The 21,434-nt window shown below is 46.3% G+C and carries 18 protein-coding genes; 2 read left to right on the forward strand and 16 right to left on the reverse strand.

The window, feature by feature from the left end:
- Nucleotides 1–17: 17 nt before the first annotated feature.
- The 16 genes from P2W76_RS07245 to P2W76_RS07320 form a co-directional block, all read right to left on the reverse strand.
- A complete protein-coding gene (locus P2W76_RS07245) occupies nt 18–218 on the reverse strand; it encodes a hypothetical protein (protein WP_276346999.1) in 201 nt (66 codons plus the stop codon).
- 58 nt (nt 219–276) lie between these two features.
- The gene (locus tag P2W76_RS07250) at nt 277–438 is read right to left on the reverse strand and encodes a hypothetical protein (RefSeq protein WP_276347001.1); all 162 of its coding nucleotides are present in this window, start codon (nt 436–438) and stop codon (nt 277–279) included.
- A gap of 244 nt (nt 439–682) precedes the next feature.
- Nucleotides 683–3,196: a phospholipase C, phosphocholine-specific gene (locus P2W76_RS07255; protein ID WP_276347002.1), complete on the reverse strand. Its 2,514-nt coding sequence runs from the start codon at nt 3,194–3,196 to the stop codon at nt 683–685.
- A gap of 92 nt (nt 3,197–3,288) precedes the next feature.
- Complete coding sequence (locus P2W76_RS07260; RefSeq protein ID WP_276347004.1) at nt 3,289–4,308, reverse strand: serine hydrolase domain-containing protein; 1,020 nt, start codon at nt 4,306–4,308, stop codon at nt 3,289–3,291.
- Between the two features lie 31 nt (nt 4,309–4,339).
- Entirely contained in the window at nt 4,340–5,560 is a 1,221-nt protein-coding gene (locus P2W76_RS07265; RefSeq protein ID WP_276347006.1) for a membrane dipeptidase, read from the reverse strand.
- A 98-nt stretch (nt 5,561–5,658) separates the two neighbouring features.
- Complete coding sequence (locus tag P2W76_RS07270; RefSeq protein WP_276347008.1) at nt 5,659–6,927, reverse strand: amidohydrolase/deacetylase family metallohydrolase; 1,269 nt, start codon at nt 6,925–6,927, stop codon at nt 5,659–5,661.
- A 25-nt stretch (nt 6,928–6,952) separates the two neighbouring features.
- Nucleotides 6,953–8,173, reverse strand: a complete 1,221-nt coding sequence (locus tag P2W76_RS07275) for a PLP-dependent transferase (protein WP_276347010.1) — start codon at nt 8,171–8,173, stop codon at nt 6,953–6,955.
- A 38-nt stretch (nt 8,174–8,211) separates the two neighbouring features.
- Nucleotides 8,212–8,673: a RidA family protein gene (locus P2W76_RS07280; protein WP_276347011.1), complete on the reverse strand. Its 462-nt coding sequence runs from the start codon at nt 8,671–8,673 to the stop codon at nt 8,212–8,214.
- Nucleotides 8,674–8,775: 102 nt separating this feature from the next.
- The gene (locus tag P2W76_RS07285) at nt 8,776–10,194 is read right to left on the reverse strand and encodes an amidohydrolase/deacetylase family metallohydrolase (RefSeq protein ID WP_276347012.1); all 1,419 of its coding nucleotides are present in this window, start codon (nt 10,192–10,194) and stop codon (nt 8,776–8,778) included.
- Nucleotides 10,195–10,313: 119 nt separating this feature from the next.
- Complete coding sequence (locus P2W76_RS07290; protein WP_276347013.1) at nt 10,314–11,363, reverse strand: DUF922 domain-containing protein; 1,050 nt, start codon at nt 11,361–11,363, stop codon at nt 10,314–10,316.
- 156 nt (nt 11,364–11,519) lie between these two features.
- Nucleotides 11,520–12,875: a DegT/DnrJ/EryC1/StrS family aminotransferase gene (locus P2W76_RS07295; protein WP_276347015.1), complete on the reverse strand. Its 1,356-nt coding sequence runs from the start codon at nt 12,873–12,875 to the stop codon at nt 11,520–11,522.
- 155 nt (nt 12,876–13,030) lie between these two features.
- The gene (locus tag P2W76_RS07300; protein ID WP_276347017.1) at nt 13,031–14,242 is read right to left on the reverse strand and encodes a nucleoside permease; all 1,212 of its coding nucleotides are present in this window, start codon (nt 14,240–14,242) and stop codon (nt 13,031–13,033) included.
- 6 nt (nt 14,243–14,248) lie between these two features.
- Nucleotides 14,249–15,697 (reverse strand): neutral/alkaline non-lysosomal ceramidase N-terminal domain-containing protein, encoded by a 1,449-nt coding sequence (locus tag P2W76_RS07305; protein WP_276347018.1) that lies wholly within the window; start codon nt 15,695–15,697, stop codon nt 14,249–14,251.
- Between the two features lie 7 nt (nt 15,698–15,704).
- Nucleotides 15,705–17,084 carry a hypothetical protein gene (locus P2W76_RS07310; protein WP_276347019.1) on the reverse strand — a complete coding sequence of 460 codons (1,380 nt, stop codon included), beginning with the start codon at nt 17,082–17,084 and terminating at the stop codon, nt 15,705–15,707.
- 87 nt (nt 17,085–17,171) lie between these two features.
- Complete coding sequence (locus P2W76_RS07315; protein ID WP_276347020.1) at nt 17,172–18,200, reverse strand: Gfo/Idh/MocA family oxidoreductase; 1,029 nt, start codon at nt 18,198–18,200, stop codon at nt 17,172–17,174.
- Between the two features lie 476 nt (nt 18,201–18,676).
- Nucleotides 18,677–19,738 (reverse strand): substrate-binding domain-containing protein, encoded by a 1,062-nt coding sequence (locus tag P2W76_RS07320; RefSeq protein ID WP_276347021.1) that lies wholly within the window; start codon nt 19,736–19,738, stop codon nt 18,677–18,679.
- A gap of 470 nt (nt 19,739–20,208) precedes the next feature.
- Between P2W76_RS07320 and P2W76_RS07325 the strand changes: the two genes are divergently transcribed.
- Complete coding sequence (locus P2W76_RS07325) at nt 20,209–20,778, forward strand: DUF6266 family protein (RefSeq protein ID WP_276347022.1); 570 nt, start codon at nt 20,209–20,211, stop codon at nt 20,776–20,778.
- Nucleotides 20,779–20,915: 137 nt separating this feature from the next.
- The gene (locus P2W76_RS07330; RefSeq protein ID WP_276347024.1) at nt 20,916–21,365 is read left to right on the forward strand and encodes a twin-arginine translocation signal domain-containing protein; all 450 of its coding nucleotides are present in this window, start codon (nt 20,916–20,918) and stop codon (nt 21,363–21,365) included.
- The last annotated feature ends 69 nt before the right edge of the window (nt 21,366–21,434 follow it).

Consider the following 21,434-nt stretch of genomic DNA (forward strand, 5'->3'; position numbering starts at 1 on the left):
CCTTGTCGAAAGGTATCTCAGGCGACGTTTATATCAGAAGTATTCGCCTCGGAGTATAAATAGCTGATATTAAGGCAAATGATATTAAGTATACGTAATTCCGCATTGCAATACGGACATGGATGGGTTATGGCTTCAACCTGCAGCTTGTTATTTTCCAGCACATATTTATCCTGGTCTTCAAGCAAACAATAATGTTCCGGGCATACTATCTTCATGCAGGCAAGTTAAGCCCCGGACTTTAATCTAATTTTAAAGCAAAATTAAGTTTATACTTCAGACAGATTCGTCGTCCTTGTGCTGCTCAGGGTCTAACTCTGATTCGTTAAGTGTCTTTTCCAAATCCTTTTCGTCCTTGTAATTCCTCCTTGCAAGAAAGATGACAATAACAACTACAATGAGAGCTATTAGTCCGATAAGCGAATAGTTGATTTCCATACTTAAAATTAGCGAAAAATTTAAAGCGCCGTGGTCAAAAGAATTTAAACACGTGTTTATCTAAAATAAAAAAGCATCCGCTGTCGCGCAGATGCCTCGCCTATGTAATTAACTAACCAAATTAATTCTGTCTTTTGTTCAAACTCAGAATGCGATGAATTTGATAGCTCAAAGATAGATCAGCCGTAATGGATCAACGAATATCAGGTATTATTTTACTGTTAAGCTTACGTTAGGCCATGCATCAAACCACCCTTCCCATCAAGGGGTCAGTTTTACCTACAGCCCCCGTTTCCACCCTTCCGGCGAACCTTTCTTCAAACAAGTCGTACCCCTTTACCTTTATACTATGGTCATACCAGCCAAAACTTTTTGATAAGTTGATATTGACATTTGCTGTCGCTCCCGGAGCTATTGTGCGTGTCTGGCTGGCACCTTTATAACTGTTATCTTTGACTAATATACTGTGGGGCTTAGAATCGGTATTTTTGACTGATAGCATTACGTTTCCACTCAGAGTATTCTTGTTTACTCTTCCCCTTTCATACAAAAGGTCAACAGTTAATAGCGGGTTGCCCTGACCTCCTTTAAATTCACGGTAAAAACCGTTCGGACCGTAAGCCTTAAGGTGGTAATCGCCGTCTTCAAAATGCTGTAAGCCCCAGTTATCATTCAGCGTATCTCCTGCAACTGCAGAATAGTTCCAGGTTTTAAGGACGTCATTCTTATAAGGGTTTATCGAATAGACATAGAAGGCAGAGCCCGATGAGCGCTCACCAAACACCTCATTTCCGGCTTTAAGCTGTATGCCGATGGTATTATTTGCTTTGTTGAAACGCGCATTAGCGTAAAGCTCATAAGGCAAAGCGCAGGCGGGCCTTACACCCCTCTCCTGCTTCGGAAAATATGGAGAGCTGAATGGGTCTTTGTTTATCTGTGCGATCTCGTCAGCTGTAAGCTTCTTGAAATTAGCCGGTTCCTGTTTAAACTTAGCGCTATGGATACTCTCGAAGAAAGGCTCCTTAGCCAGGAACGCAGGCTTAGATATCGGCTCATTATTGTAGGGCCTGAAGGCTGAGGTGAGATCACCGCAAACAGCGCGCCTCCAATTGGTGATATTTTCTTCCCTTACCTGTTTGTTAAACTTCTTTTCGATAAAGTGTTCCAGGAACTGGATGGACGATGTATGGTCAAATACCTCCGAACACACAAATCCGCCTCTTGTCCACGGCGATGCGATAAGCATTGGCACACGGTATCCCAAACCTATTGGCGCATCTCTTAACCTGTCGGCCCGGGAAGAAGGATTAGTCTGCTGCTCTTTAGTAGAAAAATCAAGCTTCGCATCGATACTTGCCGAGACTTTTCCCGTATCTTCCTTATAAGGATTAGGAACAACAAACGGAGGAACATGGTCGAAATACCCATCATTCTCATCATAGGTTAAAATGAAGATCGTCTTCTTCCAAACTTCCGGATTCTCGATAAGGATATTCATGATCTCGCTAACGTAGATCTCCCCAAACCATGGCATTCCCGGGTGATCTGATAAATTGCCAGGTGAATGCAGATAAGAAACCGTTGGCAGCTTTCCATTTTTTACATCCTGTCTGAACTGATGTAAAACATCACCCTTAGGAATATTGAGTTCGCGCTCTACGCCGTTTTCGGTGTATTTAAGCGGCGCCAGATTATGATAATCGGGATCGCCGTCGTTTGTAGAAAACGCGCTCGATATAAGATCCTTTTCGCGCTGGCTAAGTTTATTATAATTCTCAATCGTAAACTTCTGCTGGTCGGCTTCTATAAGTGAAAGAACTTTCCTGGCAGCAGCTAACTTTGTATCATTCTCCTGGCCTGCGGAAAGCTTGGAAAGCGTATCGATCTGTTTAATAATATTCTCCTTTTTGGCCGCCAGTGCTGCGATTGCCCCTGGATGCAACCTTACATTATATTGCTTGTAAAATTCCAGCACATTGGTCCCGAAATTTCCCAGCCAGCCGGAAGCCTCACCGCTTAACGGACTAGGCATCGACAGCTCGTTCTGGTAGATCTTCCAGGAAACGCCGTTCTCTGAAAGACGCTCAGGGAAGGTCTTCCATGTCAGGTATGGATTTCCTGAACTTGCAAGATTCCACAAATTAGCCGGAGATGAAGGATCCGGCTTTTCGCGTACCGTTCCCGACATCCAGTAATGCCGGTTAGGATGCGTGCCGGTAATACTCGCACAGAAGTTCTGATCGCACACGGTGAAGGCATCTGCCAGCGAATGGTAAAATGGAAAATCCTGACGTGTACAATAACCCATCGTCAGGGGCATATGAGCATATTCCTTCCTGCCTGGTCGTTTTACGTCCAGCCATTTATCGTATTTTCCGTCATTCCTGGCGTCTGTCTGGTCTGCCCAGCCATGTGGTACAGAACCCATCCAGGCTACCTTGGTATCTTTCACATCCACACGAAAAGGAGCATAGGTTTCATTGTCCTTATTCGTTTGGAGAAACACTTTATTTTTATCAGGCAGGTTAATTGCCCGCGGATCGTTAAATCCTCTTACACCCTGTAAGGTACCCAGGCCATGGTCGAACGACCTGTTTTCCTGCATAACGAACACAATATGCTCTGCATCATAAAAAGTGCTTCCCGGCTCGGGTGTAATAGCCATAGCCTGCTGAATTACTGGCGGCAAAACATTTATAGCTGCTGCCGTTCCTGATAATAATGCTGCTTTTCTTAAGAAATCTCTGCGATTCTCCATATTGGTAAATTCGTGAATGTAAGATGTAAAACTATCTTTGTTGTGTTAAAATACTCTTAATTCTATTTAATCATTGTGTTTTAGTGAGAATTTTAATCCCTGACGCATAATCTGTAAACTTCCTCAATTATTGCCCCGCTGTCGAACTCCCAATCTGCATTTGCCGCCAGAATAATTGAAAAATCATCCTTTATCATTCGCCGGTATTCACTTGTAAAGCCGAATATCTCCCCGCGATGGGCCAGGTAAGGTCTGCCCGAGTTCTCAAACCGGAACATCCCGTTAGTCATAACGAAATCAAATTTATCGTCGGGCGATTTTATTGACGATCCATCTTCCGGGAGATATGGCTGTATTATCGCCTTCAATGAAAGATCACTCAGTACTTCCCCCCTGAAAATCGCCGATTCAAAATCAATAAAATCATGAAGTACTGCTGAGAAGCCTCCGGCAGAGAATGTTCCCGAATTACTGTAATAGGGAGGCTGTATAATTTTTCCGGCTTGTCGCGTATAACCCCTGACCCGCTGCGGGTTTACTATACGGTCGTCTGTCGGGATGATCATAAGCCCGGGTCTATAAGAACGGATCAGCTCAGTACAAAACTCGAAATAACCCTTACCCGAAATTCTTTCAATGATTAAGCCCAACAGGTAAAAACCAGTGTTTGAGTACCCCCACTGAGTGCCGGGAGCAAACTTCGGCTTAGCATCTGCAACATAGGAAATGATCCTCGACCGGGGTACATCAAGGTGATATTCATTCCAGTACTCCGGAGCATCCGTGTAATTCTTGATTCCCGAACTGTGCGACAGCAAATGCCCGACCTGTACGCGGTTCCAGCCTGCGGGCAAGTCATGTAACAGGTCGACTAAGGGTGTACTGAGATTGAAACGGCCACCCTCAATCAGTTTAAAAACTGAAACAATGGTTATTAGCTTACCTATGGAAGCAATGTTGAATACAGATTGCTCATCAACCGGTTTCCCGGTTTGAAGATCACCTACGCCAAAATTATAATCGGTAATATTTCCACTGTATGAAACACTACAGGACAAGCCCGGCAAATCAAGTTCCCCGAACTTATATGCCAAATATTCTCCTGCACTCATCCGGATCAAAGTGTATATACTAAGTCAGCAATTAACTCCCGGTAACCGACCGGATTACCCTGAGCCAGTTCAATCCCAATATTTTACGGATACGGTTCTCAGAATAACCGAGCTTTTGCAGAGCAATGGTAATTTGAGGATAATCACTTATGTCTTTTATCTCCCTTGGCAATTCAGGGGCTCCATCAAAATCAGATCCTAATGCAACATGATCTTCGCCCACGAGGTTAACTCCAAAGTCAATAACCCTGGCGAGCTGATCTACTCCCATCCAATACTCGTCCGGAATCCTTTCGAGTGAAACTAATGGCACGTCGGCCTCGACCTGCTTGTCGACCTGTTCGATGGTCAGACTGGAATCCAATTTAGGTGCTACCCCGGTTGAGGACCTCTGAACAAGCGGCGTCTTGGAATATTTCCAGTCAAAGTACTTCGGGTTATTAAATGTACTGCCAAACTGGATCCCTATTACCCCTCCTTTTGCAGCCACTGCTTTTGCTGCCTCATCAGAGATGCACCGCGGATGATTGACAATGCTCTTGAATCCGCCATGACTATAGACTACCGGATGCGTACTGGCGGCAGCGCTCTGAATAATAGCTGGCATGGATGCATGAGCCACATTTATTACCATTCCCAGCTTATTCATCTCAGCAATAACTGCACGGCCGTGATCATTGATACCATTCCACCTGGCGACGTCATTACATGCGTCAATAAAAGCATTAGTGGTGTTATGAGCTGTTAACTGTAGAGACCTTAAACCAAGCCTGTGAAGTGCACGCAGCAGGTTCAGATCACCGTCCATATCGAACCCTCCCTCCAGATCGAGGAATGCCGCCATTTTACCCTTTTTATTGATCCTCTTTATATCTGCCGCTGTAAGCGCCAGTTCAATAACATTACTGTTATTTTCTATCTGAGCCAGGGCCAGCTCTACAACTCTGAAGGTATTCTTTATCTCATGCCTCCCCGGATAATAGTTTTCAGGCGTGTAAACCGAAAAGAACATCGCATCCAGCCCGCCCTCTTTAGCGCGGGGCAGGTCTACAGTACCAGCATCTGTATATCGCTGGCCGATATCCGTACCTTTCAATAATTCACGCATCATTACATGAACGTGGCCGTCCATAACAAAGGCGTCTTTATGAAGGTCTTTGGGGCTTAGGCTGTTAATTAAAAAATCGGCAGGACTGGCATTACCAAACATGGGCACCAGTACCAAACCCTTTATCAGGTCTCTTCTCTTCATTGTGTTAAAGGCTGTTAAATTGCTTTTAAAATTCCGCTAAACTTAAGCAATTCTATACAAAAACAGGTAAAACGGCTGTTAGCGCAGGCTTATTGCCCCTACCGTGTCACATTAATATTGCTTGATATCGCATTTAGATCATATACTATTTTGCCGGCACGCATCGTAAGCTCGCACTCCAGTTTCTGTGTACCGGTAAGCTTATTACCGCCTACATCACGGAAACCAAAGACACCCTTTCTGACCGACAGTACGGCAATATCAGCTTCTGATCCCACAGACAAATTACCTAATTCCTCACGTCTTATTACTTGCGCTGGAGTCCATGTGCTGGCTTTAATTGCATCAGGCAGCTTCATGCCCATAGCCAGAAAAACAGACAGTACATTCAGCTGGTCTTTCATTGCTCCGTTCACACTTCCCTTATGCAAATCAGTACTTATCGTATTAGGATAAAAACCGGCTTTGGTAGCGGGTAAAGCCTGCCTGAAATTAAAACTGCCCCCGCCAAAGCCGACATCGAAGATGATACCCTTCTTTTGTGCCTGCAACACAAACGGCTTAAACTGACGGGTTTTCAAATCAACAATAGGATCTACTACTCCCCGCGTTGATTCAATAAAGGTGTGTGTATAGATATCCCCTGGACGAAGGTATTTAGTAAAAAGCTCCTCTAAGGAAAAATAAATGCTATTCAGGTCGATCATAACCGGCATGTTAGCCATCTTACCGGCTTCGACACCACGCTGTATTGGTGTCCAGTCGCTACCCGTAAAATGTGCAACCTTGAATCCGACAACGTGCTGCTTGTTGGCAACGGCAGCCTCCGCTGTCAGTTTTGCATCCATATCGTTGAGGTTCTGCTCATAGGGATCAATACCCCGCATACCTTCGCCGACAATGTTCAACAGGGATAATACCCTGGTCTGAGAATTATCAATGATGTTTTTCTTGAATAAGGGAAACGACTTCCATCCTGCTCCCCCAGCATCCACTACTGTTGTAACCCCGGATTTAAATGTACTCTGATCAGGCAGCACTGCAACCGTGCCATTACTCAGATAGTGATCAGGTTCAAAACCGTAAAAGACATGCGCATGTATATCGATCAGTCCGGGGGTGACAAACATTCCGCGGGCATTTACTGTTTGGGCAGCCAGTGCAGTGTCAATATTTTTCGCAACACGCGCTATCTTACCATCCTGGATCGCGATATCCATCAATTCGTTGATATTGTTTTTAGCGTCTATTACATGACCGCCTTTTATAACGATCCGGTAAACATGCGCGCCCTGCTGCGCGGCGGCAACCAGGCTCAGGGAAACCAGAACCAAAAAGAGGCTCATTTTGTGCAGATGTCCATTCATATTCTTTTGTTTAGAGTAGCTCAGCTCATACTGAGGCTTTGTTTAGTTCTTCAGTGAGCCTCCGGGCTACGATCTTTTCCTCACCGGGCTGCATCATCCACACTGAAATAATCAACGCATTCTCTACATATTTGGGGGCCTCTATGGACGGTTCACCGTCCCGGAGATTAGCAGTCATATCACGACTTGTCAGCTTGATCAGGGACTGATCCCAGTTTATTCTTAATGTCGGCGTGACGTTGGCATGCGGCGGCACGAATATTTCGGCTTTTGCGCCCCTGACTTTGTTTACAGCGTTTGCAATAATTGCTGCCCGGTCCTCCCACATTTTCCATTCCTTGCCATGATCAAGATTGATAAATCTTTCCAAAGCGGCATACATGCCCAGGATCTCCTCCTTGTTAACTTTCATACCGCGCCCGATATTATTTCCGCCGGGAGGCGCACTTAGCCTTGCTGCAGCAATAAGATGCTTCCTTCCCATCAGGATACCAGCGCTCTGGGGGCCCCGGATTGCTTTGCCGCCGGAAACACAGACCAGGTCGTAACCCATATCGTTAAACTTCCACAAGTTTTCCACGGGAGGCACATCTGCCGCTATATCTACCATTGTCGGAATATTGTGCTTCTTTGCAATAGCCAACCATTCCTCATGCCCGATCTTTCCCCATGGGGCAGCTTCATTGTAAAACCAGGTCATTGCAGTTTTTGGGGAAATAGCCTTTTCAAGCTCATCGGCGGTTTCTACCACCACCCGTTTAATACCGGTATTGGTCAGCGTGTGATCATAGGATCCCATGTGCGATCTCTGCACGATCACTTCATTCTTTTCGAAGCTTGACACATCTGGCAATAAGGCAACTTTCTTACGGTCCATACCGGTCAATACGCCAGCAGTACCCAGTACAATTGCCGACCAGCAGCCGGAAGTAACCATTGCGGCTTCTGCATGGCACATAGCAGCTATTTTTTCACCCACCTTGTCCTGCAGATCATTGTAAAGAACAAACTTCTTCGACGACCCGTTAATGGCGTCTAATACCTCGTCACTCATTAACGACGCTGTATGAGTGGTGTATACACCATAAGCATTGATAAAAGTTCGAAGGCCCAGTTCTTTAATCAGATCCCGTTTAGCCGTAGCTGCGGGTATCGCAGCTACGGCTTCCAGCGGCGCCGCTGATCCTGCTACAGCCCCGGCGACCGGGGCGATAGATAAATACTTTACGACATCTCTACGCTTCATTGTTCAAAAATTTAATTGAAAAACCTCCTTATCCGCAATTATTTTTTTGCCGTTACGGTTATCTCGAACCGTGCCGGTCCTATAAGCGATTTAATGCCCATGATCGACCGGGTAGGGCGCGGTTCGTTGAAGTAGGTGCGATATACCGTATTCATCCGTTCGAACAATTCCATATCTGTCAGATACACCTGAACCGAAACAACATCAGAATAGTTCATATCAGCTTCCTTGAGGATAACACCGATCTTATCCAGCGCCTGCTTCACTTCAGTCTCAAAGTCCTCAGGTATAATCCCGGTCTTAGCATCTTCTCCGCTAAAGCCTGCGATATACAAGGTTCCGTCTACTAAGATTCCCGGAGTAAATGGCAAGCCTTGATTATAACCTTCTGGCCTGATAAATTTGCGCTCTGTAGCCGCACCGGAATTCTTCTTTTCGAGGTTGTTGCAAGATGATAACACAAGTGACAACACAGTGCCGGCCATGATAATAGCTTTCATATTCTTAAGTTTAGGTTTTTTGTTTAGTATGAGATCTTTTATGTTTTTCCTGTTAAAAGAAACAGGCAATCTAATTTAAGAATTGCCTGTTTAAAAATACCATTACTGTTTCTGCGCGGGGGCGCTTCCAGCCGGCCGTGGTGTGTTTCCGCCACCGCCTCTCGGCGCGCCCGGCAGGTTTATGGGCTTTACCCGGCCATTCAAATTATAAACCAATTCCCCCGCCCGGAGGGTCATCTCATGATCGAACCTTTTGGTTCCATCGATATAACCATCGCGTGCCCAGAAGCCGAACTTGCCGGTACGGATACCGAATATCGCTATATCGGCTACGGAACCAACTGAAAGATTACCCAGGTCGGGCCTTTTGATCTGTTGAGCCGGATTCCAGGTTGCCGCCTTAATTACATCGTTAAACGGCATACCCATCGCCATAAGTAAGCCCATAATGTTCTGCATATCCTTCATGGCATTGTTCATGCTGCTGATATGCTGATCAGAGCTGATCGAATTAGGAAAAAATCCTGCTTTTACTGCCGGCGTGGCAACGTTGAATCCGAAGCTCGCCCCACCGAACCCGATATCAAAGATCACCCCCTTTTTCCGTGCTGCCAGTACGAATGGCTTTACATTCCCTGCCGAATCCATAATTGCCCGGCCATAAACGTGAGTGTAAATATCTCCCGGACGGAAACGATCGAATATTTCCTCATCCAGGCGGCCGTCCAGCATGAATACGCCGCCCATCTGCTTTGCAGCTTCAACACCGCGTTCTACGGGGATAAGATATGCTTTGGGGATGTTACCTCCGCCACCACCAAAGTGCGCGTTTTTCACACCAACAATGATATCGGGATACTTCTTTCCCATTGCTGCGGCCTTCTGAACATCCATTTCTTCCAGACTGCTTTCCGTACGCCCATTCATCCCGGCACCGTTGATATTAAGAAAGGCCAGAACACGCGTCAGGGAAAGATCTATTGTCTGCTCCTTAAAGGTTTCGAAATTCTTCCAGCCGGCACTTCCGGCATCCACCACAGTAGTAACCCCTGACCGGAACGTAAACCCGTCCGGAGGTATGCTGTAAGGTCCGTTGCTATAGTTTATCCCGCCTATGTCATTACCCCAAAAATTATGCGTATGTATGTCTATAAACCCGGGGGTGATATACAATCCGGTAGCGTCAATAACCTGCACGCCAAGATCGGGGTTGATGTTCTTTGCCACCAGGGCAATCGTACCGTCTATACGTGTGACAGCTTCCTGTGCAGGCCTCGCCGGGCGTGCCGGCATTCCATTAGAGGCAGGGCGTTCGGGTTCCGCTGGCATTGCCGGAGAAGGCGGACGCCCGCCCTTGATAGCAATATCTATAATTCCGTCGATATTGTTCTTGGGGTCAATAACATGTCCGCCCTTTATTACAAACTTATAAGGCTTTGCAGGATTTGCAGCGCCTTGCTGACCCCTTGCACCCACTGCAAGGAATAGCAACGCCGAGATAATTAATAAATTTTTTGTCATAGTTCAGGATTGAGATTTCTTAAAGCAATATACTTTTAAAGAGTATAAAAGCAGATAGAGTGACAAAAGAGTTACACTATTGCGGCCGGCTCAGCAGGAGCCTCCTGTCTATGGCCTTGTCAATTATCAGCGCTCAATTGTTTTAACTCCAAGTCAATCCTCCTGTTCCAGATATCTTGCTGGCTCTGGGATTTGCCATGCGACGTCTGCTCATCATAGTCCTTTTGGATTTTATTCATTTCACGATAGAATTCAAGGTATTCGAAGTTGATGACGCCCTGATAGTTTTCCGGACTAAGCTTTTCGGAAAGAAGTTTCTTTTTGAAGCGATCTGCTACTAATTTAACGAGATCGAAATGACGCTGTTCGTGATTTAAATTGTAAGCGTTTTGAGCGCCGGGAGCTGCCCAGGAAGCGCTCTTAACCATGAAGACTTTTACATCGAGCTCTACATGAATGACCCCATCTTTGACTTCGGAACGTTGATCGTAGCCAAACGAAGGAAAAACGGCAGCGGCAAAGTTGTGATCTCGTCTTGCTTCGCGGAAGTCATCCCACACCAATGGACGGCCAGCATCGTAATAAACAGTATCATCATGCTGTTCCAGGTAGTTATGAAATGAAAGTTTTACTTTTTTTGCCAGATTCGGGTCACTGGAAGCCTCCCTGGCCAGCCAGTTGTCGATAAATTTCACGCTGTTAGCAAGTATATTCAGCAGAGTGGGTTCAACGATGGCTAAATTGGCAAGGGAACGTTTGTATTTCGCTGCCGCCTGGTATCGGGTGAGAGGGACGGTCCAATCTCCTTTATCAAGATCAAAACTAAAGGCCAAATTAATCTCTCCGCTTATCTCACCATCTGCAGATATTGCCTCCCTGATATCTAATTTCTGTATCCTGATATTTATGGGGCGCAGCGAAGTGTCGCGCGCAACGCTACCGCTGAGAAATTCTCCGACTCCTGCGAACGAAGCGCTCCTCAGGCTTATTTTATGGGTTACTGATTCACCGTCCGCACTGAAGAATAGAGCACCGGTTGAATCCTGTCCGGTCCGTTCATCGAATACGGTCCTGACGTAAAAACCCGAAGGTACTATTGCAAATCCGCGCGTACTCAGCGCCGTCCGGGCCCTGGTGTTTTGAGCCTCTGCACCTTCAATACAGCTCAATAGACTCAAAAAAAATAAGCAACAGGCCAGACTTGATTTCACGCTAGTTCAACGGCAACCCTTAATCTTTGTTGCCTGGCTAATATAAAACTATTATTAAAATCCCCGATGCCTGCAATCCAGCCCGACCTCAGGCCTCAGACTTCACACAACTTCTCACAGTTTATTCCTGTTCTCATAAACCTTCATGATCGCATTGATCACATCGTCCATATCCTCCTTGCTTCCGAGCAGGCAGGATGAGCCCGGCAATATGACCATCTCTTCATTACAAACCAGGTCGCAGTTTGGACAAGCCATCTCATCACTGTATTGTTTAAGACGGGCTGCACCGTACATACTCTTATACTCTCTCAATCCTTTAATATGGTCTATCCAGGGTTCGATATGCAGGCCTCGGGCAATATAAGGGCTTAGACTCACACCCTCGGCTGCAACAGCTTTCAAAAACTTACTTCTCTCCACATTATTAAAATGTTCCTTATGGTAGCTCATCGCGAAGTGATAATAGCCGGCGCTTTCTGTTCCGGTGTATTGCTTCTGCGGAACCAGACCGGCAAAACCCTTAAGCTTTGAGATAAGGTAATTAGCGTTGTCATTACGTTTTTGGAAGCGGTCTTTAGCCGAACCGATCTGGCCCAGCAAAACGGCACCTTCAAATTCGTTCATCCTGTATTTCGGGCCAATGGTAACATTGCTGCCTTTGCGGTTTGTACCATGATTCTGAACAGTATAACATTCGTCCATCAATGCAGCATTATTACTTATTATAGCTCCCCCCTCGCCGCAGGCGATCTGCTTACTCGCCTGGAAGCTAAAGCAGCCAATGTCTCCGATCGTTCCTAATTGCTTACCCTGGTACCGGCCAAAATTAGCCTGACAGGCGTCTTCTATGACCTTTAGATTGTGCTTTTTTGCGATAGCCATAATTTTATCCATTTCACAGGGCATACCCATCATGTGCACCGGGATGATCGCTTTCGTATTCTTATTTATCTTTTTTTCGATCAGCGCAGCATCGAGCTGGTAAGACGCACGGTCAAGGTCGACCAGGACAGGCAAAGCCCTGCTCGTAAGAACAGCAGAGACAGTTCCGAAATCTGTATAAGGCGAAGTAATAACTTCATCCCCGGGGCCGATGTCCATAGCTTCAACACAGGTAGCCAGAGCCTGGGTTCCTGAACCTGTGCCTATACAGAACTCTGTTCCCATGAGTTTAGCATATTCTTTCTCAAATGTGGCAACTGTACCTGTTGGAGATTGGATCCTGCTCCATATCCCACTCTTCGTAGTTTTGTTAACAGACTCCATCATTTTCTCGTCAGCAAGCACAGCCGGCCATTTAGGCCAGTCTTTAACACGCACCGGAGTGCCTCCCTGCAATGCCAGCTTTCCGGCGTTTTTAGCAGGTGGCTTAGCAAATGATGGGACAGAACCTGATAGAGCCGTTGCAACTGTTGTAGTTGTTACCGCTGCGATGAATTTTCTTCTTGTCAGATCGTTAAATTTCATAGTGCATTTGGTTGAGCTTTTGCAAGCTGGTTATTGAAAATATTTTATTAGTGTTAAGGCTTTCACGTGTACGTTACCGAACAAGATACAAGTTAAGAAATTTACCTGACATAAATAATCCTGTGTCTTAATAATGGATATTTTAGTTCCCGCACTTATAGGCCGGAATTTCTGGTCTTACTCTCCTTTTCTTTAAAGAGCAAACTGAATATGATGATCACCGCCACGGCGATACCTGCCGGATACATCCATATCGTTTGCCAGTCGTATTTCATCACGCCGTTAATATTGGAGCCGTATTGCTCGGTAAGATAACCCGAGGCAAAAGACCCTATCAGCATACCGACTCCATAAGTAGCCAGGGTTATGAGCCCCTGGGCGGCACTCCTTACTTTTGCATCAGCTTTTTTGTCGATATAGATCTGACCGGTGACGAAGAAAAAGTCATAGCATATCCCGTGCAATACTATTCCGCCATACAGCATCCAGACACCGGGACCAGCATCACCGAATGCGAAGAATAAATATCTTGCGACCCATGCTGCCATCCCAATTAAAAGAACCTTCTTTACACCGAGGCGTACATACAGCAAGGGCAGTACCAGCATAAACACCACTTCCGAAACCTGCCCTAAGGTCATCTTGCCCGCTGCATTCTCAAGCCCGATATCGTTAAGAAAGGGATTGGTAAATCCGTAATAAAATGCCAGCGGTATACATATCAGTATGGACGTAATGAAGAAAACGTTGAACGACTGGTTCTTAAAAAGGACAAGCGCATCCAGTCCCAGTATTCCTGCGATACTGGCCTTTTCATTTTTAGCAGGTGTATCCGGAAGGAAAAAACTGAATATCCCCAGCAGCAATGAGCAGGCAGCGGCAATGCGAAAGGTAAGTACGGAGCTTTCCAGATCCAGGTAACTGATCATAATTCCTGCAACGATCCATCCCACGGTACCGAACACCCGGACTGCCGGAAATTCCTTACCAGCATCCTTCATTTGCGAAAACGATATGGAATTGGAAAGTGAAATTGTAGGCATGTACAGCAGGGTATAGACCAGGATCAACCACCAGAAAGAAGTAAAATCACTAACTGTACTCACGTAATACAAGGTCAGTGCACCAAGCAGATGCAGAACGCCCAAAACCTTCTGAGCCGAAAAAAACCTGTCGGCTATCAGCCCCACAATGAAAGGCGAAATAATGGCAGCTATGGAAAGGTTGGCATAGCTGGAGCCTATCTGTATAGCGTCGGCTTTTAACGCTGTAAAGAGATACGTCCCCATGGTAACATACCATGCTCCCCAGATAAAATACTGAAAGAACATTAGGCCTGAAAGGCGGGATCTGACGGAGATATCCATTTAGAATTATTTCTTAACTGCTTTGAATTTTGAAGGTACTAAATCATGTACTGCTTTAATAATCCTTTCTTCCACGCCGGGCGCGAAAGGTGAAGGCTTATGGTAATAATACATTGAGCTTACCGCTTCATAACCATAGCGTGGTTCCCTTAAAGCCCTTTCAGAAGCAATGTAACAGGGAACATCATTAGAATAGCCGTTTACCCATAGGCGATTTTTATCAAACTCCCGTTTGATACGCAGGGAATAATCAGATACAACTTCCCCGGCTAAAAACACCATAGCCAGGTCATCACCAAAAGTCCATACCTGTACGGGGTAGCTCAGGCTGGTGGGAATGATCCTGCCCCTGGAGATCTCATTCAGTGCCAGACGATAATAATACCCTTTGACCGTTTTATCGCTCGTTTGGGCAACCATTTCCCTGACATCAGGCACATGGGCATAAGGCAGTTCGATAACACTGGTACGGCCAACCGGCACATCACCTATAGGCTTAAATTCAGTCCCCATTAACCGTTTAACCTCATCAGCAATTAGCTTCCCATAATGATTGCTTCGTTCCAGTTGAGGTACAGATTCCAGGCCGCGAAGAGATGGATTCGCATCCGCACCGCATCCAACGGCATGTAGTGCCAGGACGCCGGGATGATTGGCTTCGATCTGGCGCTGTGCTTCGCCCACCCAATCTCCATGATACTTATTATTTGAGCCATCCACGGACACTGCATGGCAGGAGTAGTTCAGGAATAAAGCTTTTACTTTGCCGTCGCGGTCGGTAACCCTGAGGAGGGGCAGCGAATGGTCGACAGGGCCGTCAGACAGCCTGCGATTAGCCGCGAAATCAACCTTACCCTGTGTCCAGGACACAAAGGACGGCTGACGTGCCTTAAGCGCTTCAAGGGCAACCTGTTCCAGCTTATCGGTCAGCTGGGCAACGTACAATGAGATCCGGTTCATTTGCTCGATAGAAATAAGCGAATCACTGAAAGCCGTAGCGCTCCGGTATTGCAGGATATTCAACAGATCGCCCAGCTCGGGCCCGGAATGAGTGTGCGAAGCACTGATTGCCAGCCGGGCCGGATCAAGGCCGGCCTTTAACTTAAGGCGGCTTGCCACCTCTTTGGTAACATTCCACGGAATACCGATCAGGTCTACGGTAATAACAACCGACGGTCCCTGCTTATCATTTCCGAAAGCGAGTGCCTTGGCATTGAGCTGCATAAGAGTACCCTCTGCTGCATTTTTACTCCTTACCGCAAAACCCGCAAGCCTAACCGGCCATTCGGGAGTGATATTGATCGAAGAAACACCGGCGTCCATCAGATCCTTTTTTGAACGCCGGCTCTGGGCGCTGGCCATATCCGTCATGAAAAAAACAAGCAGGAAAACAGACAGCATACGCCCTAAAGCGGCAATACTATGCTTCTCTCCCATTTTAAGAACATTCCTCATAATTACTTTATTTCTTCAAGAGCTTGTTAATAGCATTCATTAAGGTGGCTTCTGCTTCTGCAGTTACGGCTGAAGCCTGGCCGGTTTCATACCCTCCTTCGTCATACGCTTTGGCGGTACCGATATATCCGACACCGTAGTCGCCATACCCGGCTACCGCGACAAAAAGATCAGGTCTGGCAGCCTTGGCAGCAAGCTGGTATTCAACGAATGGCTCGCCGGGCAGATGAACGATCCTGGCCTTACCTAAAGCCAGGCTTGATATGTCGATTTTCTTTCCCGCCTGCAGGCGGCGCAGCCATACAAGCTTGGAAATATTGTTAGCTATAAACACGGAGGTTTGCGTTTTCAGAGCTGCCTCCAGGTTATCAATGCCGGCTGCAGGGGCCAGGGCAACAGGCTCCACATTCCAGCTTACGGCACTGCTGGCAATAGGCTCGCGCGTTGTTGTTTCCCATGCACGCTTCATCCCATCAGCAAGCCTTTGGGCTAAGATCAGCCTGTTCTCCTTCGAACCGTCATTATATTTCCCCGCCGTAATGTTACCGCCGGCGCCGTTAAAATGTATGTGAAGAGCATCCGGAACGGCTAGCTGACGCATAAAACGGGCTATACCCGGAAAGTCCGGATTGGCGATCCCTGTCCGGTAATAGCTCTGCGGATGCGATGCATAATAGCTCAAGACAGCCAGGGGTTTATCGTTGTTCCAGAAACTGATCAGGGATACCATGGGATCGATCAGTCCTTCCGGTTCCGCCCGGAGCAGAGAATCCTTTGTTGCCGATGTCCGTGAGGCTCTGACCTTGCCATCAGGCCCGATGATCCGCCGGTTCGACGACACCATAGAAACCTTTGCCTGCCCGGTACCTATATGAGTTAAGGGAACCGCGGATATGATGGATTTCTGGATGGCTTCGTCTAATCTCCTTATAAGATCACGGGTATAAACACCTTCAAAAGCTCCCGGCTTCACTCCTGCCGAGCGCATAAGCTGCTCGGCGCCGAGATCTGAAGCAGGCGCATCATGCTGATGAATCGCATGGACAACCACCCTGGAGGGGATGGTGCCTGCCGCCGCGGCCATTACACGTTTAAATTCATCCTGGCTGTCGTTCGAAATTCCAATCCAGTCAACCGAACACATGACGATCGGCTGCCCGGCGCCGGATAAGATGATACCCTTTGCCCTCAGACCCAGATCCCAGTTATTGATCATTGGGTCATAGGTCAGCTGACTCCCTATCGGTGGAGTAGCATCAATATCAAAAGTTGATAATTTGAGACTTTGCTGCGGGGCTTGTGCCCCGGCGGTAGCTGACCAAAGAACAAAGAATAAGGCGGCCAGCCTTAATTTAATTTTCAGACAAAATATACCCGGGAGGTTCATAGGATCTTATAAGGGTTTTCCGGAAAATATGATTTACCAATTGCTACAGCTACCCTATTGTGTAGCTGCAGCGACTGAGGAAGGAATTTATTTTTTAGCCCGCTTGAACATAGATTCCAGGGTTACAGGCGCCCCATTCTTTTTCTTGCTCTCAAGTGCAGCTTCCATGAATGCACATATTTCCAGGGTTTCCTGTGAACTTACAGGAGGAATGCCTGTTTCGAAAAACTCGATTATCTGTACCAGCAATGGATCGTACCCTCCAAAATTGCCTATTTCAGAAACGCCCTTCTCACCGAAGACCGTGCCGCCATACTTCTGGCTTCCCTCGTGGATACCACGAAACGTACCCATCCTGCCTTCATCCCATGTTCCGACCACGATGTCCGTATTCGGAGAAGGAACCTGCACCACAGACTTACAGCCAGTTCCCATCACAGTAAATAAGGTTTCTACGCCGTGGATACCATACCAGAACAGCTCCGGGTGGGTTTCTTCATATTTGGAAGGGCTGAATGCATCGGCTCCCAGTACTTTCCCTACTTTGCCCTTTGCAATCTCCTGCGCGCCGGTTGAAAACCGTAAAGATGAGGACGAGAAAACAGGCACCTTATATTTTGCAGAAGCTTCGAAAATAGCAATTGCATCAGCCAGGGATGCAGCTACAGGTTTATCAATAAAAACCCGTTTACCTCCTTTAAAAACCTCCAAGGCTTGCTCCAGGTGCAGCCTGCCATCGTTGGTTTCCAAAAGAACGACATCCACTTTATTCAGCAGCTCCTTAATAGAACCCACTATCTCAACACCCATTTTTTTGACATCCTCGGTAATCTGAGGAATCCGCTCGGCGCTGCTTTTGATGTCGCGGCTGCCATGCGGATATGCTGCCACTACAGTATAGCCTTTATAAGTATTGGCCTCCTTGGGCGTATTGAGGCTCTTTGTAAAAGCCACACTATGAGAAGTGTCCAGTCCGATAATACCGACTCTCTTACCGGCAGGGTTTGATCCCATTGCCATAGCACCTAAAGGCATAATAGTTTCCGCCAGCCCTAAGCCAATACCTGCTATTGCAGCTGTCTTGATAAACCCGCGGCGATTGTAGTCTTGTTTCATATATAATTACTAAAGATGATAAATACGTTTACGTACCCGAATATAGTAATGATTTTAGCTAATGAAAGAGACTTATAAAATATTTTTATGCTGGTGCGGGCTTGCGGAGTGCTTCTTCGTGTAAAAGGAACTCCCGCTTGCTCGCTGCCGTGTATTCACATCGGGATGACAGCAATTTAGCGTTATCATTATTCATCGATGTTCAACCCCTCCAGGGTTGAGATAATCCGAATTAATAACCACAGGCTTCGCCTGTGGTTATTAATTCAAGCCCTTCAGGCTTGATACATCAAGTCTTATATCATTCGATAATTAAGCCCGCAGTATCTGAGATATAATTTACAACAGCGTAAAATATGATAACATAACCATAGACGAAATCCGTGGACAAGCAGCTATAGACGCTATGTCAAGCCTGAAGGGCTTGAATAACCATAACCATGGATAAAATCCGTGGATCAACCTGCAAACAAACATCAATTACGATAAAAATCGGCGTTCTCTTTAGTAAGTATATCTATCGGCATAAAATATATCTTCTCAACCGGCGTACCGAAGGCTAAATGCTGGTAGAGTGACATCACACCACGGTAGGCCTGTTGCTTCGGTTTCTGGCAGATCAGGAAATCGATCACTCCTCTTTTCAGGTAGTCTACATTCTCTGCGAGAAAATCGTAACCAATCAAAATAACATCTTTTTTAGACTTCTCCACAAAGTGGGCTACTTTGAAGACCCTGGAATTGGTCACGAAAACCACTTGAATATCGGTTGAATCCTCGAATGCTTTGGAGATGCTCTTTTCGATGGATTTATCTGCTACATCTTTAATATCCAGCTTTATTATATTTCCTTTGAGGTTATGGTCCTTAAAATAAGCCCTTAAGCCTTCTTCCTTTTTCAACAAGTGGTGCTGGTTGTCGATCTCTTTGGAGATATTCACAACCAAAACTTTGTCATTGTTCCTGGTAAGGTAGCTGATCAGGTGCCCGCCCATATAACCGCTGTGATATAAGTTGGGGCCTATATAACTTAAGCTGCTTTTATTGGGAAGGTCGGAGTCAATGAGAACGTAGGGGATGCCCAGTTCCTGGCATTTATCTGTGAAGGTGACCGATTCTTCGATAAAGGAAGGGCCAAAAAGTACCCCATCGGGAATGCTGTCAAGGATGACCTTCGTTTGCTTCACAAAAGACTCTATTGAATTTTGATCATAGAAATATTTATCCAGAACGATACCGAACTGCTCGATTTCAGCGCCTGCCTGCTCAATGCCCTTTAGCGGGGCATCCCAAAAACTGGTTTCCTTCGAACTCTCGGGGATCAGTGTGGCCAGGTGGAGCACCTTGCGTGATGCCAATCGCTGGGCAAGCAGGTTGGGCTTGTAATTCAGTTCTTCTATCAGCTTATTGATCTTTTCCTTGGTCTCTGCAGAAACGCCCTTTCTATTGTGTATAACGCGGTCGACAGTGGCAATAGATACATTGGCTCTCCGTGCAATTTCCTTTACTCCTGTAAGCTCAGTAGCTCTTTTTTTCATTTATATGCTAAATTATTACCGCCATCATGATCTAAGCTAAATCCTTGATTAAAAGGATTACACGCCAGAAGGAACAGCTATTCAATACTTATTCCAATATGCACAATAATAGTTTATATCTGCCGATTTTCATAATAGTTAAGAAAAATCGCAAACCGTGGAAATTCCGGCGCGAATTTGAGGTTACTACATGCGGCTGCCCAAGTTATTTTCGATTATTGATTAAACGGTTTGTACGTCGGACTTTACTCGGATACTAGTCGGATTTTGGTCGGACTTATGACAATTGCAGACGACTGAAATATGAATTATAATCAAACAGCAAATGAAAAACAACCCGTGTAATTAATAATTATTAGTTATATTCATATAAATCATTCACAGGTAGTTATGGCAATATTATCAGGAGGCCCGAACAGCGGGTTCAGCGGAAAGGCCGGCAGTGTGGTTGGGTATTACAGGCTTGGCAAATGGATAATCAGGGGACTTCCAAGAGAAATAAGAAAGGATCAGCCAAACAGAATGTGCGGCGTAGCAGATTTACGCAGATACAGCGCTTTCTGAAACCCATTATTCCTTTTATCAGGGTTGGCTTTAATCTCGAAGCGCGAAAGAACGGTAATACCGCACACAATTCAGCTACGTCGTGGAACCTGCTCCATGCGTTTGATGAGAACGGGGAATTTGATTATTCTAAAGCGAGGGTAACCATGGGTTCTTTGGAAGGCGCACCGGACGCTGCGGTAAGTATCGGAGAGGACCGCGAGATCGTCTTCACCTGGCAGGATGATTCCCTGAGCAGGCCGTCGAGTACAACCGGAGCCCATCCGACCGACCAGGTGATGTTACTGGCCTACCCGGCCGGGGCACGATTTTCCGTTGAGATGCTAAGTGGCGCACGAAGATCGGCGGGCCGGGAAATCCTGAAAATAGCACGTCAGATCCCTCGTAAAAAAAAGTGGCATATCTGGATAGCTTTTATCTCCGACAACCGGGAGCATGTCTCCAACAGTGAGTATCTGGGAGTTGTAGAAATGTAATTTAAGTGTTAGGATCTGACTTAAGCAGGAGCTAAAAGCCAGCGTTAGCTGGCATCGATAATGCCCCCGCAAGAAATTTGAAAAATAATTAAGTTTTGCCTATTTTGTGTAGGTACCCGTATCAAAACCCCTGCTCAATGAAAAAGAAAAACTCCAGGCGACAGTTCATAAAGATCTCTTCGGTAACGGGCCTGAGCGCCGCCCTGGGTATGGGTGTCCCCTTAGAATCCTTCCCTGAAGAGACACCAGTGATAAAAAGCCCTGCGTCCGGCGATAAAACATTGCAAATTAAACCCAGGTATCACCGCTGGCATGTAGACCCGGGACAGGAATGGCTGGAAACGAATACAGGCTATGCCTATCTGGATTGGAAAATTCCGGTTTCACAAACTGCCCTGGTACTGCTTGATGTCTGGCAAAGGCATTATATCAGGGAAACGGAAGAACGGGCTGAAAAGATCATCAATGAAAAGTATGTGCCGCTCCTGGCTAAATGCCGGGAACAGGGAATGCAGGTTATTCATGCGCCGGCGCCTGAGGCTGCTATGAAACATCCTGTAGCCTTCCCATTTTTAAGACACCGTTAATTTAGAGTTATTTCCTCAATTAATACATTCTTCGTGTTGACCTCAGTCTGTTGTTTGGAGATCATAGCA

Source organism: Daejeonella sp. JGW-45, assembly GCF_029360805.1.
Taxonomy (GTDB): Bacteria; Bacteroidota; Bacteroidia; order Sphingobacteriales; family Sphingobacteriaceae; genus Daejeonella.